Annotated in this window: 14 protein-coding genes; 4 read left to right on the forward strand and 10 right to left on the reverse strand. The window is 62.2% G+C overall.

From position 1 onward, the window contains the following. Nucleotides 1-22 precede the first annotated feature (22 nt). From VGG22_07170 to uvrB, 5 genes are all read right to left on the reverse strand, one after another. Nucleotides 23-736, reverse strand: coding sequence for an HAD family hydrolase (locus tag VGG22_07170; protein ID HEY1728133.1), 714 nt, complete (start codon nt 734-736; stop codon nt 23-25). Next, nucleotides 733-3,123 carry a glycoside hydrolase family 38 C-terminal domain-containing protein gene (locus VGG22_07175; GenBank protein HEY1728134.1) on the reverse strand — a complete coding sequence of 797 codons (2,391 nt, stop codon included), beginning with the start codon at nt 3,121-3,123 and terminating at the stop codon, nt 733-735. The genes VGG22_07170 and VGG22_07175 overlap by 4 nt, the downstream gene beginning before the upstream one ends. A gap of 61 nt (nt 3,124-3,184) precedes the next feature. Next, a complete protein-coding gene (locus VGG22_07180) occupies nt 3,185-3,385 on the reverse strand; it encodes a hypothetical protein (GenBank protein HEY1728135.1) in 201 nt (66 codons plus the stop codon). 41 nt (nt 3,386-3,426) lie between these two features. Beyond that, nucleotides 3,427-4,482 carry a cupin domain-containing protein gene (locus tag VGG22_07185; protein HEY1728136.1) on the reverse strand — a complete coding sequence of 352 codons (1,056 nt, stop codon included), beginning with the start codon at nt 4,480-4,482 and terminating at the stop codon, nt 3,427-3,429. Then, nucleotides 4,482-6,536 carry an excinuclease ABC subunit UvrB gene (gene uvrB, locus VGG22_07190; GenBank protein HEY1728137.1) on the reverse strand — a complete coding sequence of 685 codons (2,055 nt, stop codon included), beginning with the start codon at nt 6,534-6,536 and terminating at the stop codon, nt 4,482-4,484. The genes VGG22_07185 and uvrB overlap by 1 nt, the downstream gene beginning before the upstream one ends. A 98-nt stretch (nt 6,537-6,634) precedes the next feature. On the opposite strand from uvrB, the gene VGG22_07195 reads away from it, so the two are divergent. The 4 genes from VGG22_07195 to VGG22_07210 are packed head-to-tail and all read left to right on the forward strand — an operon-like array spanning nt 6,635 to nt 9,673. Then, the gene (locus VGG22_07195) at nt 6,635-7,690 is read left to right on the forward strand and encodes a ribose-phosphate pyrophosphokinase (protein ID HEY1728138.1); all 1,056 of its coding nucleotides are present in this window, start codon (nt 6,635-6,637) and stop codon (nt 7,688-7,690) included. A gap of 10 nt (nt 7,691-7,700) precedes the next feature. Beyond that, nucleotides 7,701-8,354 carry a 50S ribosomal protein L25 gene (locus tag VGG22_07200; GenBank protein HEY1728139.1) on the forward strand — a complete coding sequence of 218 codons (654 nt, stop codon included), beginning with the start codon at nt 7,701-7,703 and terminating at the stop codon, nt 8,352-8,354. Nucleotides 8,355-8,383: 29 nt separating this feature from the next. Further along, nucleotides 8,384-8,980, forward strand: coding sequence for an aminoacyl-tRNA hydrolase (gene pth, locus VGG22_07205; GenBank protein HEY1728140.1), 597 nt, complete (start codon nt 8,384-8,386; stop codon nt 8,978-8,980). Nucleotides 8,981-9,004: 24 nt separating this feature from the next. Continuing rightward, on the forward strand, nt 9,005-9,673 hold the full coding sequence (locus VGG22_07210) for a hypothetical protein (protein HEY1728141.1): 669 nt from the start codon (nt 9,005-9,007) through the stop codon (nt 9,671-9,673). On the opposite strand, the gene VGG22_07215 is transcribed toward VGG22_07210, so the two are convergent. From VGG22_07215 to VGG22_07235, 5 genes are read right to left on the reverse strand one after another with little or no spacing between them, the layout of a single operon-like run. After that, entirely contained in the window at nt 9,637-12,213 is a 2,577-nt protein-coding gene (locus VGG22_07215) for a SpoIIE family protein phosphatase (protein ID HEY1728142.1), read from the reverse strand. The two genes, VGG22_07210 and VGG22_07215, sit on opposite strands and share 37 nt — an antisense overlap. Nucleotides 12,214-12,229: 16 nt before the next feature. Next, nucleotides 12,230-13,405, reverse strand: coding sequence for a M48 family metalloprotease (locus VGG22_07220; protein ID HEY1728143.1), 1,176 nt, complete (start codon nt 13,403-13,405; stop codon nt 12,230-12,232). A 16-nt stretch (nt 13,406-13,421) separates the two neighbouring features. After that, nucleotides 13,422-13,925, reverse strand: a complete 504-nt coding sequence (locus tag VGG22_07225; GenBank protein ID HEY1728144.1) for a peroxiredoxin — start codon at nt 13,923-13,925, stop codon at nt 13,422-13,424. 27 nt (nt 13,926-13,952) lie between these two features. Continuing rightward, nucleotides 13,953-14,735, reverse strand: a complete 783-nt coding sequence (gene thyX, locus VGG22_07230; GenBank protein ID HEY1728145.1) for an FAD-dependent thymidylate synthase — start codon at nt 14,733-14,735, stop codon at nt 13,953-13,955. Between the two features lie 16 nt (nt 14,736-14,751). Beyond that, nucleotides 14,752-15,690, reverse strand: coding sequence for a GGDEF domain-containing protein (locus tag VGG22_07235; protein HEY1728146.1), 939 nt, complete (start codon nt 15,688-15,690; stop codon nt 14,752-14,754). Nucleotides 15,691-15,710 lie beyond the last annotated feature (20 nt).

Raw genomic sequence — 15,710 nt, forward strand, 5'->3', positions numbered from 1 at the left:
GTGCCCCTTTCGAGCGAACGGCCTACGGTAGCAGGACGGCGAGGACCTCTTGAATCCCCTTGACGCGTACGTCCGGCGCTTCGTTCGGTGGAACCGGTTCCGCATGCACGTCGATGTAAACCGTGAACAAGCCCGCGTCGCGCGCGCCGACGATGTCGCGGAAGTAACGATCGCCAACCATTACGGCCCGCGACGGCGGCGTACCCAGCAGCTCGCACGCATGTAAAAAGATTTTCGGATCGGGCTTCACCATGCCGACTTCATCGGCGCAAATCACCGCATCGAACGAGGCTGCGAGTCCGAGCAGCTCGAGCTTCTCGTAGTGTGTCTCCGCAAAGCCGTTCGTGATCAAACCCAGTTTCAATCCGCGGTTGCGCAGCGCATCGAGCAGCTCCAGCGTTCCGGGAAACGGTGTGTAGTACGAGCGCCGCCGCTCGCCGTAGCGGCGCGCAGCAGCCTTTGTCGTCGCATCGTCGTCGATGCCGACCGAACGCAACGCGGCGGACCAAAGCTCGTAGCGTGAATCGGCAATTGGCGTGTTGAGGTGCTCGGCGCTAAGGGCGCGCCAATAGCGCGACGTGTGCTCGATGTACGAGTCGAAGATCGCCTGCGCCGAAACCTTATGCGCTGCGCCGAGCTCTTCGGCGACGTCGCAGGCCGCAGACTGATACGCATGCGTGTCGTTGTGCAGGGTGTCGTCGAGATCGAAGACGACGGCTCCAAGGTCACGGATCACAATCGTATTCGAAACGTGCGAAGCTCGTACGGTTCCAATCCGGCGACGATTGCGCCGTCGTCAATGGCGACTTCGCGCTCGAGTGCGCGCTCACGAGCATCGCAGCTTTCGACGCTTCGCGGCCGTCCGCCAAAGCGAAGACGCATCCGGCGCGTGGCGCCGTCGCATTCACGCACGCGAACGATGATGCCGCCATCATCGTCGGCCGGTTTGCAGGCGACGACGAGCACGGCCGGATCCTCGCACGTGAAGAGCCGGACGCGCGGCGGATACGCGTACTCGCGCCATGCGTTCTCGAGTGCGCCGATTCCGAACCCGGCCGCGAGCGGCGCCATCGCCCACGAAAGCCGGTGCTCGCCGCGATCGGCGTTCGGATCCGGCCAGAGCGGACTGCGCAACAGTGAGAGACCCACGTGCGTCCCGCCGCGACCGAGACCGCGACCGTTCCAGCCGTAGTTGTCGGTTGTGAGTAGCGCAAAACTGCCGTGCGGCCCATCGACGCGCGCAAACCGTTGGCCTGCGACTTCGAACTTTGCCTTCTCCGAATCGGTTTGCATCGACGTCGTACGATCGAGCGTGCCGTGCGGAGTCCCGAAGGTTACGTGTTGGGCTTCGATTGCCAACCAATTCTCGACGCGCAAGAGGGTGCGCACTTCATCCCAGAGCACGGCGGCATCAGCGCGCAGATACGGTTCGTTCGCGCCCATCGATAACCGAATCACGACCGTCGAACCGCGAACGCGATAGCGAATAACGAGCGCGCCGTCCTCGATGTCGCTTCCTTCCGGGCGGACGCGCACTGGCCGCTTCACATAGGACGCGTCGATATTCCACGCCTCCCACTCTTTGGGACGGTCGATGTACGCGCGCAAGACGTTGGCGCCGGTCACGAGATTGGGTTCACCCGGCCGGTGGAGGGCGACGATCGTGCCGTCGCGGCGAACGCGCGCGTACACATGAGCGTTCTCGAACACGTACGCATCGTCGTCCTCGCGAGGGGCAAGCTCTGCGCTCACCGCATTGATGTGCGCACGCGGCAAGAGCGAATAGGCTGCTTCCCGTACGCGCGCGCAGACGCGCCCGACGCGCCCGTAGTCTTGCTCGAGCTCACCGTAGACCGGCCCGATCGATGTCCCGCACACGACGTCGTGAAAGTCGCCGCGCAAGAGCGGCGGCCATGCATTGCGCAAATCTGCCGACAAGGGCGACGTAAGGTTCGAGGAGGCGCGGACCGCAACGCACCATGCCGTCAGCTCTTCTGCTTCGTCGAGCGCGGCTTCGAGTGAAAAGCGGTGCGCTTTGACGTCGTGATGCGTCGTCCAAACACCGCGATGCGTCTCGAGATAGAGCTCACCCTCGACGCGCGGCAACTGATCGGCGTGTGCGGCGACAGTTTCAAGCCACGCGCGGGCGGTCGTCCAGCGCCCGTGCCGTCCGGCTTCCTGTACGATTGCGTCGTTCGGTCCGCCGCCGCCGTCGCCGTATCCGACGACGAGCGCTTCGTGACGTTCGCGCGCTTTCGCCACGCGCTGCGGCGACGCGCCGCCTTCGTAACCATCTATGACTGCGCCGACGACGCCGGAACGATCCGGTCCCATCCACACGAACTGCGGATGCGGCCACGGCGTCGTCTCGTTCCATTGCAGCTTCGCGGTGGCGAAAAACCGCACGCCCGCGTGCGCGAGCAACTGCGGCAACGTATTCGGAAATCCGAATGTGTCGGGCAGCCACGCCACGCTCGGTACTATTCCAAAGCGTTCGTGCACGTAGTTCATCCCGTGGACGAGTTGACGCAAGAGCGTCTCGCCGCTCGGAATGTTGCAATCGGTCTCAACCCAGGGCGCGGCGACGCTCGGATCGATTTGTCCATTGCGCACCGCCTCGCTGATGCGCGCAAAGAATTCCGGTTCGTCGTGCTCGACGTAGCCGTAGAGCGCCGGCTGGCTTTGTACGAAGACGTAATCAGGATAGCGCTCCACGAGATATAAGGCATTAGCGAACGTGCGGAGCGCTTTTCGTCTGCCTTCCGCGAACGTCCACAACCAGGCCAGATCAAGATGTGCGTGCGCGATCAGCGGAAGATCCTCCGGCGCTACGCTCGGGATGACAACGGGGGGATCAACAATCTCGATGCGATCCCGCGGCCGCTCAGCTTTGCGGCGCTGCATCAGCGTCCAGCGCGCGCCGGGACCGCTCGGCAGTCCATTCGTCGGAAGCGATGCCAGCTCGACGTCGAGCGTCACCGTTCGTTCGTTGCTCGACGCGGCGACCGCGATCGTGTCGTGTTCACGATCGAATGCGCCCACGATCACGCCGTCAACGCGCAGCAAGGCTCCGGTACGCGTTTGGTACCGGAGCCCGACTGGCTGCGCAGATGACGGCAGCAAACCGCGAAGTTCGCAAACTCCGTCACGCCGCGCGGATTCGGCGAGACGCAGTGCGTGTGGTTTAGGCGGTGGAGTTCACTCCCGCAGGAACGGTCGACGTGAAGACCGTCGTTGCCGCGGCTTGCGCCGAGGCCTCTGCCGCTTGGGCTTGCTGCTGCTCTTCGGCCTGTTGGTCTTGAGCAGCTTGCTGTGCCGATGCGCTCGAAGCCGATTGCGTGTCGCTCGAGCCATAGTTGCTGTTAACCTGGCTAATCCCAGACATCCTAATCCTCCCAATCCTCCCTGACGGTTCCCAGTATAGCACTATTCGCCGTCAAAATAGTCCAGGGCGGGCTCGCTGCGGACGATTAAATCGGCCCGCTCGACCAGCAGCTTCTTGGAGTCCGGATAGAAACACACGTCGGCGGTGTCGACATTCGAGATCATCAAAATCGTCGCCAGCGTCGATCCGTCGTTGCGCAGCTTGTGCGCACCGATTTCGCCACACGGAAAGGCAATACAATCACCTTTGCGGAGCCGCACATCGCCTCGCGGCGTAAGCAGCGTCGGTTCGCCCGACCAGACGATGAACAGCTCTTCCTCGGCCGTGTGCCAGTGCGTCGGACAGAACGACGCGCCGGGCTCGAGCTGAGCGACGCGATACCCGAGCCGCTCGGCGCCGAGCAAATATCCGATCTCACCTTCGAGCACCGTGTAGTTCCCGGGACCGGCGTCCTCCCGCAGAGGGACGTCCTCGAGGTTGATGCGCAGCACGTCCGCAACGCCGCGCGCATCGATGCAGCGGCCAAGTACTGCGCGCGCGTTGCTGTAGACCGGCGCGCCGTCGCCAACGAGAAGATGGTCGAGACCCCTCACACCGCGCACTCTGCGCATTGAGAGCACGGCGCGCTTCGAATCCTCGAGCTTGGCGTCCGGCATGAAACGCAACGAACCGGCCGGATCGCCCAAGAGGGAATCGCCGAGAATCACGGTACGCCGCGTGCTCGAATACAACGCGATCTCGCCCGGCGATTTGAAGCCCTCAAGGCCGATCACGCGCCAACCGTGGAACATCTCGTCGTCACCGAGCCGCTGCGTAACACCGAGGCTCAATTGGTCCGCATCACCGTCGCCGGCGGCGACTTTTGCTTCGAAGCGCTCGACGAACAGTTTCGTTGAACGTTCGTGGTCGCGGTTGGTAACAACGACCCAATCGACGCCGCCCATCTCTTCGATCTGCCGCAAATCGTCCGCATCCGGTTCGAGCGGATCGATTGCGATGTTCACGTCACCCTTGCAAAACCACGAGTTGAAATCCATCGAGCGATCGGGCTGCCAGCGTTTCCACGTCCAAACGTCCGGGACGACCGTCTTCTGCATCAGGAACCGACGAGTTCTTTGAGCGCGTGCGCGAATATCTTCGGGGCTTTGCCTTGGAACAACACGCTTTCGTTGCCGCCGATCCGGCGCCGCAAGCTAATCAGCTCGTCGCGCAGTGCGGCTGCCTTCTCGAATTCGAGATTTGCGGCAGCTTCGCGCATCTTGCGCTCGATCTCGTTCGCCATCGCGGCGACGACTTCGCGGGGGAGCTTCTCCGCTGCGACGACATCGCCCGCCGTTTCGATCGGCGTGCCGACGAGATCGAGAATGTCGCGCACGGCCTTGCGAATCGACTTCGGCTCGATGCCGTGCTCGGCATTGTGCGCCAGCTGCCGCTCGCGCCGCCGCTTCGTCTCTTCGATCGCGCGCGACATCGAATCGGTGATGACGTCCGCGTACATGATGACTTTGCCCTCGACGTTGCGCGAAGCGCGGCCGATCGTTTGAATCAACGACGTTCCGCTGCGTAAATAGCCCTCTTTGTCGGCATCGAGGATTCCGACCAGCGAAACTTCGGGCAAATCCAGCCCTTCGCGCAGGAGATTGATGCCGACGAGCACGTCGAACACGCCGTTGCGCAGATCGCGCAAGATCGCGATGCGTTCGAGTGTCTCGATCTCGCTGTGCAGATAGCGCACGCGCAAGCCGTTCTCGAGAAGATAGTCGGTGAGGTCCTCGGCCATCTTCTTGGTCAGCGTCGTGACCAAAACGCGCTCGTTCTTGGCAACACGCAGCCGGATCTCTTCCATGAGATCGTCGATCTGATGGCGCGTCGGCCGCACGTCGACTTCGGGATCGACCAGGCCGGTCGGCCGGATGATCATCTCGGCGACCCGCGACGACTTGCTGACCTCGTATGTGCCGGGCGTCGCCGAGACGTAAACGATCCGATTGATGTGCTTTTCGAACTCGTCGTAGGTGAGCGGACGATTGTCGAGGGCGCTCGGCAGCCGGAAACCGTGTTCGACGAGAATTGTCTTGCGCGAGTGATCGCCCCCGTACATGCCGTGAACTTGCGGCAGCGTGACGTGCGACTCGTCGACGAAGAGCATCCAATCTTTTGGAAAGAAATCGAGCAGACACCAGGGCGTCGAGCCGGCTTCACGTCCGGCTAGGTGGCGCGAATAGTTCTCGACGCCGTTGCAATAGCCGACCTCGCGCAGCATCTCCAGGTCGTAGCGGGTGCGCATCTCGAGACGCTGGACTTCGAGCAGCTTCCCGGCGTCTTTGAAAGCCTTCAGGCGCTCGTCGAGCTCGATTTCAATTGCGGCAATCGCGCGTTTCAATTTCTCTTCCGGCGTGATGAAGTGCTTGGCAGGAAAGATCATCATCTCGTTCTTGCTCTCGACGTATTCGCCGGTCAGCATGTTTACGACGTTGATCGCTTCGATCTGATCGCCGAAAAATTCGATGCGGTGAACGAGCTCCTCATCGACGCCGACGAACTCGAGCGTATCGCCACGCACGCGGAACGTGCCGCGCAGCAAGTTGATGTCGTTGCGGCGATATTGCATGTCGACCAGGCGCCGCAAGAGCGCATCACGGTCGATGTTCTGCCCGATGGCCACTTTTTGTGAAAGCTCGACGTAATCGGCCGGCGAGCCGAGGCCGTAGATGCACGAAACAGAGGCGACGACGAGCACATCCTTGCGCGTCAGAATCGACTGAGTCGCGGAATGGCGCAGGCGCTCGATCTCGTCGTTGATCGAGCTGTCTTTTTCGATATAGGTGTCGGTATGCGGGACGTACGCCTCAGGCTGGTAATAGTCGAAGTACGAGACGAAATACTCGACCGCGTTGTGCGGGAAGAACTCGCGGAATTCGGCACACAGCTGGGCCGCGAGCGTCTTGTTGTGGCAGAGGACGAGGGTCGGCTTCTGCACGATTTCGACGATCCGCGCCATCGCCAGCGTCTTTCCTGAGCCTGTGACCCCTAGCAGCGTCTGCGCGCGGTCCCCTCGGAGCACACCTTCGGCGAGGGCCGCAGTCGCTCGGGGTTGGTCACCGGCGAGTTCATACGGGGTTACGAGCTGGAATCGCTCCGGTTTAGGCATCGCATCGCTAAAGAACACGTCCCGGCATACAGTGGTTTTGGGCGGGAACCCGCCCCGGCGCCTGGGAAGCACCAACTAGCCCTGCCCGAGGAGCCTCGTTGATCCAACAGCCGCTTTTATTCAGCGGAAATTCGAATCCCAAACTGGCCGCCAAGATAGCCGAACGCATGCAGACTAGAGTCGGCAGCGCGATGGTTGGCCGTTTCCGCAACGATGAGTGCCGCGTCGAGATTCGCGAGAACGTCCGCGGCGCAGAAGTCTTCGTTATTCAATCGCTGTGCGAGATACACAAGAGCGCGAGCGTTCCCCAGGGCGGTAGCGTCAACGATGCGCTCATGGAGCTGCTGTTGATGATCGATGCGCTTCGCCGCGCATCGGCGCAGCGCATTACGGCCGTTATTCCGTATTACGGCTACGCAAAGCAAGATAAGAAGACGCGCGGCCGCGAGCCGATTTCCGCGAAGCTGGTCGCCAACATGATCGCGGCGGCCGGCGCAGCGCGTGTCGTGACGCTCGATCTGCACGCCGCGCAAATTCAAGGCTTCTTCGATCTGCCGGTTGACAATTTGGTCGCCGCGCCGGATCTCTCGAACTATCTCAAGCGCAACGACCTGCAAGGCGAGTCGATCGTCGTCGTCTCGCCGGATGCGGGCGGGGTTGCTCGGGCTGAGAACTTTGCCAAGCGATTGCGCTCGAATATCGCCGTTATCATGAAGCGGCGCCCCGAGCCCGACATCTCGGAGGTCTCGCACGTGGTCGGCGAGGTCGCCGGACGCGTGGCGGTTGTGGTCGACGACATGATCTCGACTGGCGGTACACTGGTCAAGGCAGCCGAGAAGCTCAAGGAAATGGGAGCGACCGACGTGTATACGCTGGCGACGCACGGCATCTTCGCCGGCGACGCCATCGCACAGCTCGAGGCGTCCCCGATCAAGAAGGTTGTCGTGACGAATACGATCCCGCGCGAGCCGTCCGGCAAAATCGAGGTCCTCTCGATCGCGCAGATCCTGGCCGATGCGATCAAGCGAATCACCGCTAATCGCTCGGTCTCCGAGCTCTTCGGTGACGAAGAGGGCCAGCAAGGCCCTTTTGACGGTCACGCACCGATGGACGGAGTCGTCACCCCGTCAGAGCCGGTCGTCGCGGGACGCTAAGAAAGAGATCATGGCAAAGACTAGTCCAACGCTGAAGCTGGAGCTTCGCGAGAAATCCGGCACGATCGGCTCACGCAAAGTGCGCCACGAGGGTCGCATTCCCGGCGTCATCTACGGTCACGGCGAGAAGCCGCTCGCGGTCTCGATTGAAGGTCGCGAACTTGGCGAGCTTCTGCACGGCGGCCGCCGTCAGAACATTATCGACATCCAGCTGGACGGCAAGAAAGACACTGCGATGGTGCGCGACATGCAGCTCGATCCGGTGACGCGCCGCGTCCTGTCGATCGACTTGCAACGAATCTCGCGCAGCGACATCATCACCGCCGAAGTCCCGATCGTCACCGTCGGCATCCCAGCCGGCGTGCGCGATCAGGGCGGCATGATGGATCTCGTCACGCACGAGATCGAAGTGCGCGGTCCGGCCGACAAGATTCCGGAAGAGATTCGTGTTGACGTTTCGGAGCTGACGATCGGCGACAACATCAGCGCGGGCGAGTTGACGCTTGCCGAGGGCATTCGTCTGATCACGCCGGCCGATACGACGATCGTTGCGATCGAGCAGCCGCGTGCTGAGGAAGCGGCTCCGGCAGCGGCAGCGGTTCCTGAAGGCGCCGAAGGCGCGGTACCCGCGGAAGCGCCGGCGGGCGAGGTCGCTTCTACATAGCAGATGCCACCACTCGCGATCTTCGCTTAATCGTCGGCCTCGGAAATCCGGGGACGAAATATGCGAACACGCGTCACAACGTCGGCTTCATGGTCGTCGACGAAATTGCGCGGCGCCTCGGCGTCGCAGAGAGCGACTGGAAAACCAAAGATCGCGCGCGCCAAGTGCAAGTTGGTGCGCGCGATCTTATTTTGGTCGAGCCGCAATCCTATATGAATGAAAGCGGTGTCCCGACGCGCCTGGTCGCGAGCTGGTACCGCATTACCGCGGAACGCATGCTGGTGATCTACGACGAGCTCGACTTGCCGTTCGGACGCTTGCGCGTCCGCGATAGCGGAAGCTCGGCCGGACACAACGGTATGAAGTCGATCATCAGCTATTTCGGGACGGAGATTCCGCGTTTGCGCGTCGGCATCGGCCGAGATGGTGAGGGCGCAGAAGCGATCGACCGCGTGCTTGGCACCTTCGATCAACGCGAACGTGAGTCGCTGGCCCAGGTCGTCGGTGCCGCCGCTGATGCTGCGCTCATGTGGCTCGACGATGGTATGACGGCGGCGGCAAATGTGGCGAACGGCTGGCGGCTCCCTGGCGAGGAAAGCAACCCGACCGAGTCTGCCGAACGTTAAGTAGGGAAAGACTTCCAAACGAACATGCAAGATTTCACCGGACGAACGATCGTACTCCGCGTCGACGAAACCAGTCTCGGCGGGACTACGCTTGTGTCCGACATCGCGTTTCTTCAACAGCGGAACGTTCGCCCGATCGTCGTTGCGCCGGAAGCCGATCTTGCGCGCGCGTTCGTCGGGGTGATGAATCGCACCGGTGACGCGGCAGTCGGACTGCGCGGCGCCGACGCAGGGATGATCCCGGCTGCCGGTACGGTGATCGGCTCCGTGCAGACACGCTTGCTCGAGACCTTGACGCGCTCGGGTTACGTCCCCGTTATCGAGCCGACTGCAATCGGCTTGCGCGGCGACGATATCCAGCTGCCGGTCGACGATGTGGCGCGCGCGATCGCGGAAGCCACCGACGCGTCACGCATCCTGTTCTTCGACCCCAACGGCGGCGTCGTCGACGCCGAGACGCAAAAGCTCGTTGACGAGCTTACGCCGGCGGAAGCCCTGGCGCTGGCTGATTCTGGAAGTTTGTCACCCTCGCTTGCCGCAGCGATTCGCGCGGCAGCGCTGGGCGTTCGCGGTGGCGTCGAAGCCGCGCAGATCATCGACGGCCGCATCGCGCATGCTGCGATCGTCGAGCTGGTGACGGCGCGTCACCTCGGGACTCAGATCGCCGGAACCGTTTTCATCGTTTCGCCCTGAGCCGCAACTTTGCGGCGCACCGGAAGCTCGACCGTGACGTGCGTTCCGTAACCCGGCAGATATTCGATCGACGTAAAGACCGCGAATTGATGGATCAGCCACAAACCGCGTCCCTCTTCGCGTAACAAGTCGATCTCCGCCGGCGGCGTATAGTCGAATCCCTTGCCGCGATCGATCACGTGAAGGAGCGCACGTGAGCCTTCCCATTCCAGCGTAACGTCGATTGCGCCGGGTGCGTGACGGACGACGTTTCCAACCAGCTCTCCGAAAATAATTTCGGCCGCACCGAGATCGCTTTCCGGCCCTGCTTCTGCCTCCAGCCGCGCATAGAACTCGCCGCGCGCGTGCTGCGCCGATCTTGCGTTATCGGCGTCGAACTGCCATGCGGTCCCGCGCGGGAAGGTCACAACCAGAACGGCCGCATCGTCGGCGTGCGGACCCTCGGGCAAACAGCTCGCCGCGACCAGCGTCGCCGCGCTGCCTGCGTACAACATGGCGTCGTTTGCGACCGCAGCCTGTAACGTGCGCTCGCCCTCTTCGACGTCATGGCCGGCTTCGGTGATGCCGTCCGTATAGAGGACCAACAGCGCTGCGTCTGCGAGTGAGCGCGTCAAGGATTCAGATGGTTCGATCAGCTTGCGCAATCCGACCGGCAATCCGTGCGCGACGATCTGCTCGACGCCACCGTTCAAAAAACGCACGAACGGGTACGTGTGTCCTGCGTTTGCATACTGCAGCATTTTCGTTTCCGGATCGAAGATGCCGATGAACGCGGTTGCAATTGCGTCCGGGTACCGCTGCAAAACAACGTACTCGGTCGCATCGAGAATGCGCGCGGGGTCATCTTCGAAAAGCGCAATCGCATTGATAGCCTGACGAAGCTTTCCCATGATTGCAGAGGCTTGCAAGCCGCTTCCGGTCACGTCACCGATGCTGAAGACGATGCGGCCGCTGGGAAGCGCAAACGCATCGTACCAATCACCACCGATCGGCGCTTCGCTTGTCGTCGCTGTTGCATAGGCACTGCTCAGGAGTAGGCCCGGAATCGTCGGCAGCTGCGCGGGAAGCGCTAATTCTTGCAACGTTTGCGTCAAACGTCGCTCGCGCCCTACGCTGTGATCGTGCTCGATCGCAAGCGAGATGCGGCGCCCGAGCTCTTCGAACAGCTCACGGTCCGACTCGTCGTAGTTACGGCGTCCCATATACACGGCGATCGCACCGAAGTCAAATTCCGTCGTGTAGAGTGGAATGACGAGCAGCGATTGAATTTTCATCTGCTCGACGATTGGACGCAAGAACGGCTGCAGAATGTCCTTGACGGATTCGACCGTGACGTCGGTTCGAAGCCGCGAGCGATGCTTGGCGACGATCTCGAGGAAGTGGCGTTCCGCGGCCGGGTGGAACAAGCGCTGTCCGCGCAGCTCTTCGACGAACGAGGTCGCCGGATCGCAGTACGAGACCGATTGCGCGCGCACCGCGCCCTCGTCATCAATCCGGTAGAGAATCGACCAATCGGCCCAATACCCGACCAGGCTCTTCACGAGCGTATCGAGATTGGTACGCAGCTCGCCCGGAGCGAAGAGTTGATCGGTCGCGTGCGCGAGATAACGGAACCGTTCCGTGGTTGCACGCTCGCGCGCGAAGATGGACGAATGCTCGATCGCCGTTGCGGCTTGACGCGCGACCGCTTCGGCGACGTCGAGATGGCGCTCGTCGAACGGCGAGCCGGGCCGCGACGAGACGAATGCGATCGTGCCGCGCACGTGATCGGCGATCAAGAGGGGCACCGCAAGAATCGAGTACGTCGGCTCAAAGATTTCGGGAACGTGAACGCCTTCCGCGTTGATCCACCCCTCGTGCTCGGGATCGCGCAGGTCTCGGATCAAAAGTGATTTCTTCGTGTTGTAGACGCGCGCCGCAACGCTCTGCGGTAAGACCGGAACTCTGCGGGATTTCTCGTGCGCACGTGCCTCGATCGCCGGATCGCGGTGCGCGACTCCGACGCGCTGGAACTGACGGGTCTCATCCAGCAATGTGATGATGCAGCCGTCCGCAAACCGGCTCTTCGCGACACGCATGAAGGTTTCGAGGATACGGCGGCGGTCGAACGACGACGTCAGCGCCGTCGCCGATTCTGAAAGAAAACGCGAGGCTTCCAAATTACGGATCTGGTCGTCGACGTCGGTCGCGACGCCGTACCAACCGATCGTGTTCCCATTGTCGACGTACGGTAGAGCGCGGGCGAGAAACCAGCGATAAACGCCGTCACTCGCCGAACGCAGGCGGTATGTGATCTCGTACTGCTCGCCGGTCTCGACCGAGCGCTTCCACTTCGACCAGGTGCGATCCAGATCGTCGGGATGTACGATGTCGAGCGGGGTGCCGCGATCCGCCGTTATTTCGTCGATCGTAACGCCGGTGTAGTCGGCCCAGCGCGAATTGACGCGGACAATACGTCCGCGGGCGTCAGCAATAAACACCAGATTCGGATCGGCCTCGACAACGATGTTGGAGAGGGCATCCGCGTCTCCCCGCGTCATTGAAAAGGTCGTTTATTTAATGACAGGGATCGCCTCCTCCACGGATCGCCGCAATGCGTGACCCGATCGGCGGATACGAAAGAAAGTATCGCCGGATGATCGGTGAGGGGCAGACTTGGAGCAAGTCGACGTTCGCGAACCGCACCATCAGCCGCACCGCCGAGGCGGGGTCGGCCGTCGCCGCGAGCGCGGTATGATCGGCGCGCGCTTCCAAACGTCGCGAATAGGCCGCTTGAACCGGCAGCAGCAGCAGGATCGCAAGCCCCAGAAACGTGCCGAGGAGCGCAAGACGCGAAAGCGGATCGTCGTCACGGCGGAATCCGACGCGGTCGGCAAGCGTCACGGATATGACCGCGGCTACGATCAACCACAGTGAGACGTACAAATCCAGCTTGAGATTGTCGTGCGCGGCGACGTGCGCGCTGAAACGCGCGATGAGATACTCGAGTTCTCCCGGCGTTGCGGTTTGTAGCGTGGCATCGCTGATGACGATCTCCTGTGTCGAGCCGAGACCCGCGACGCGCGCGGCGTCAGCGCCCGTGCCCGTTGCGCTCTCCTCGACGATGATGGGGACGTGAACGCCTTGACGCTGCTCGGTCGCGTAGAGCTGCGCGCTCAGCGCCGAGCTGGGGAGCGCTTGCTGATGATGGATCCACGGCGCAAAGACGACCGGTTCGGCAAAGGCTGCGACCAGCACGAATACAACCATGAACACGGCGCCAAAGACGTACCAAAAGCGCGTGCGCGACGCGAGCATCAACATGAACGAAAAGATGATCGCGGCCAGCGCTGCGTTCACGACAGCCCCTGAGAGCGATTGGCCAAGCCACTCGGCCGGTGATTGCTGCGTCAGCCCTGCCTCGGCGACGAGCCGGTACGCAACGATCGCCGCCGGCAGCGCGGCAATCTGCGCGATCATCGCAAGCGACCAGACGTACGTCAGCCGCAAGAGGTGCACGTTGCGCAGATTACGCCGAAGCGCGTCGCGTAAGGCGGCGGCACGTCCCGAACGCCACATCCAGAGCAGCGCGCCGATCTCGAGGAAAGCGGAACCGAAAAACAAGGGCGGCTTACGCGCGTTGAGCGCTTCCGCCAAATGCTGGCGCTGCGCGTCGAAGAGCGTTTCGAGCGGCGCGTTCAGGACGGCTTGCGCGTGCGCCGCGATGCCGCACGCGGCAATCGCGACGCACAACGCTATCAGAAAACGCTTAGCGAAGTTTACGAAGCTCCTCGAAGAGCACTTCTTCGTCGGGTTGTTCGCGAAGCTCGTGAACATCGATGTAACGGATGACACCTTGCTTGTCGATGATGAACAGCGCCCGTTCGGAAAATCCGGCATCTCGGAGGACGCCGTATTTCTTGGCGACGTCACCGTGCGGCCAGAAATCCGAAACGAGTGGGAACGAGAGTCCACCGATTGTTTCCGCCCACGCTTTTTGCGAAGGTGTCGGGTCGCACGAAATGCCCACAACTTGGGCATTCTCCGCGGCGAAGCGGCTTTGAGCTGCTTCGTATGCCGGGAGCTGCGAGCTTCAAACCGGTGTGAATGAAAACGGAAAGAACGCGATCACGACGTTTTTCCCGCGTTGATCTGAGAGCTTCCATGGTGTGTCGCTATTGGTGGCCTTAAGCTCAAAGTCGGGGGCGACGTCCCCGACCTTCAATGTCGACGTGCGATCCGCAGTCGATGTTCGGCCTTTTGCTACTGCCATGCGCCGCCGTTCGGCCCCGGCGTAGGCCTATCCCGCGGTCGCGGCGGTCTGTTGGTCGGCGACGATTTCCTTGCTCGAGCGGCGCGGACCGCCCTCGTCGATTTTTGCCTTTCGCTTGGCCTCGACGGGATTCGCAACCGCTATGTAGCGCGGGCACTCCGGGCCGTTCGGCTCGTTGCAGTAGCCGCGAACGCACGTTGCTCCTGCACGAATAAAAAGATCGGGCGCAGCCTTCTTCGCCAAACGCAACATCGCAAACGCCAGCTCACGTATCTCCCACTGCGCGTTGTTGCACGTGCGTAACGTGAAGAAATCAAGCAACGCGCGTGCATTTGCCGTGACGACGATTTGGGTCTCCGCAGCATTTGGGAGCGCAAAACGCGCATCCTCGGGCGGCGTCTCAGCTTCGATCGCGTCGGCATAAAATTCGGCGATCTGTCCCATGAGTTTGTCGTATTTCGCTTTTATCTCGGGACGCGCAGCAATCGAGGGCGGCGTGATGTATTCGAATTGCCCTTTGACCGTGATGTAGCGCTGGCTCTTCTGTTCGAACGACATGTGCCGGTGACGGACGAGCTGGTGCGTGAGCGCGCGCGAAACGCCGCTGACGCCGAACGTGAACATCGTGTGCTCGAAGGTCGAGAGATGCCCCGCGTCTCGAACGCGCGCGACCATCTTCTTGATCTCGTCTTCCGACCAATTCCGGTCGATCGACGCGACGTCGCGCGGGCTGTAGCAGTTGCGAGCCGCGGTCGCGACCGCACGCTCCGGGTCGGGACTGTGCGAAAGGAGCACGACTTTGAGCGCCATGACGACACGTTCGACCTCACGCGTAGGAGACCCGGTTTCGTCCGGCCCGCTTGGCTTCGTACATTGCCTTGTCGGCGGCTTCGAGCAGGCTCTCTGCGGTCTGCGCGTCGAGCGGGAAGGCTGCCACGCCGATGCTTGCGGTTATCGCAACCGTCTCGCCCGAGAACTCTTGCCCGATCGCAAGTCGAAGCTCGTCTGCGCGCATGACGGCGCGTGATTTCTCACAGTCGTACCAAACGAGACAGAATTCGTCGCCGCCGTTTCGTGCCACGAGATCTTCCGGACCGGATGCGTGACCGCGCAGCATCGCCGCGAGCCGCCGCAAGAGCTCATCACCCGCGGCGTGACCAAAGCGATCGTTCCACTCTTTGAAGTGATCGGTGTCCAAAAATAGCAGCGCCAAACGCGGAACGATTCGCAACCTCGGCGCTTCCCGCAAACTCTGAACGAGGAGCGTGCGAAATGCGCGCGGCGTAAGAAGCCCGGTGAGACCATCGTAGGTCGCGCGGCTTCGATCTTCCGCCCGCTCGCGCGCGATCGCAAGTGCGGGCGCGGCAATCGAGCAAATGTCGAGGAATTCTGCGAACGTCGCTTTCGGCGGGTGTTCGGCGAACGCGACGTACAGCACGAAAGGTAGATTCTCGAGAGGGACTGCAACTGCGATGCGGTCGCCCGGGTGGAGCGGTTGCGTCTCGCCATCGACGAAGAGCGCAATTCCGCCGGCCTTCGCGGTCGCGAGCGGAGATCGCGCGGCAACCGCGGAGAGCGTCGCCCCATTGAAGTGCGCGTAGCGCAAGCCGCTTGCGAACACGCACCGAAAGCGGTCGGCATCGAGCTCCCATGCCGTCACGGCATCGACGTCGTCGCACAGCGCGCGCAGGGCACGATCGAGCGCCCCGAATACATGCGGAACGCCATCGCGCGCAGCGGCGATCAGCTCGCGAGCAGCCCGCACCACGCTCGGGTAAGTGCCCG

The sequence above is a fragment of the Candidatus Baltobacteraceae bacterium genome (assembly GCA_036489885.1).
GTDB lineage: Bacteria > Vulcanimicrobiota > Vulcanimicrobiia > Vulcanimicrobiales > Vulcanimicrobiaceae > JAFAMS01.

Coding starts and splice junctions, on each gene's coding strand:
- VGG22_07185 (HEY1728136.1), bottom strand. CDS start 4,482: ATGCAGAAGACGGTCGTCCCGGACGTTTGGACGTGGAAACGCTGGCAG.
- VGG22_07200 (HEY1728139.1), top strand. CDS start 7,701: ATGGCAAAGACTAGTCCAACGCTGAAGCTGGAGCTTCGCGAGAAATCC.
- VGG22_07215 (HEY1728142.1), bottom strand. CDS start 12,213: ATGACGCGGGGAGACGCGGATGCCCTCTCCAACATCGTTGTCGAGGCC.
- uvrB (HEY1728137.1), bottom strand. CDS start 6,536: ATGCCTAAACCGGAGCGATTCCAGCTCGTAACCCCGTATGAACTCGCC.
- VGG22_07210 (HEY1728141.1), top strand. CDS start 9,005: ATGCAAGATTTCACCGGACGAACGATCGTACTCCGCGTCGACGAAACC.
- VGG22_07180 (HEY1728135.1), bottom strand. CDS start 3,385: ATGTCTGGGATTAGCCAGGTTAACAGCAACTATGGCTCGAGCGACACG.
- thyX (HEY1728145.1), bottom strand. CDS start 14,735: ATGGCGCTCAAAGTCGTGCTCCTTTCGCACAGTCCCGACCCGGAGCGT.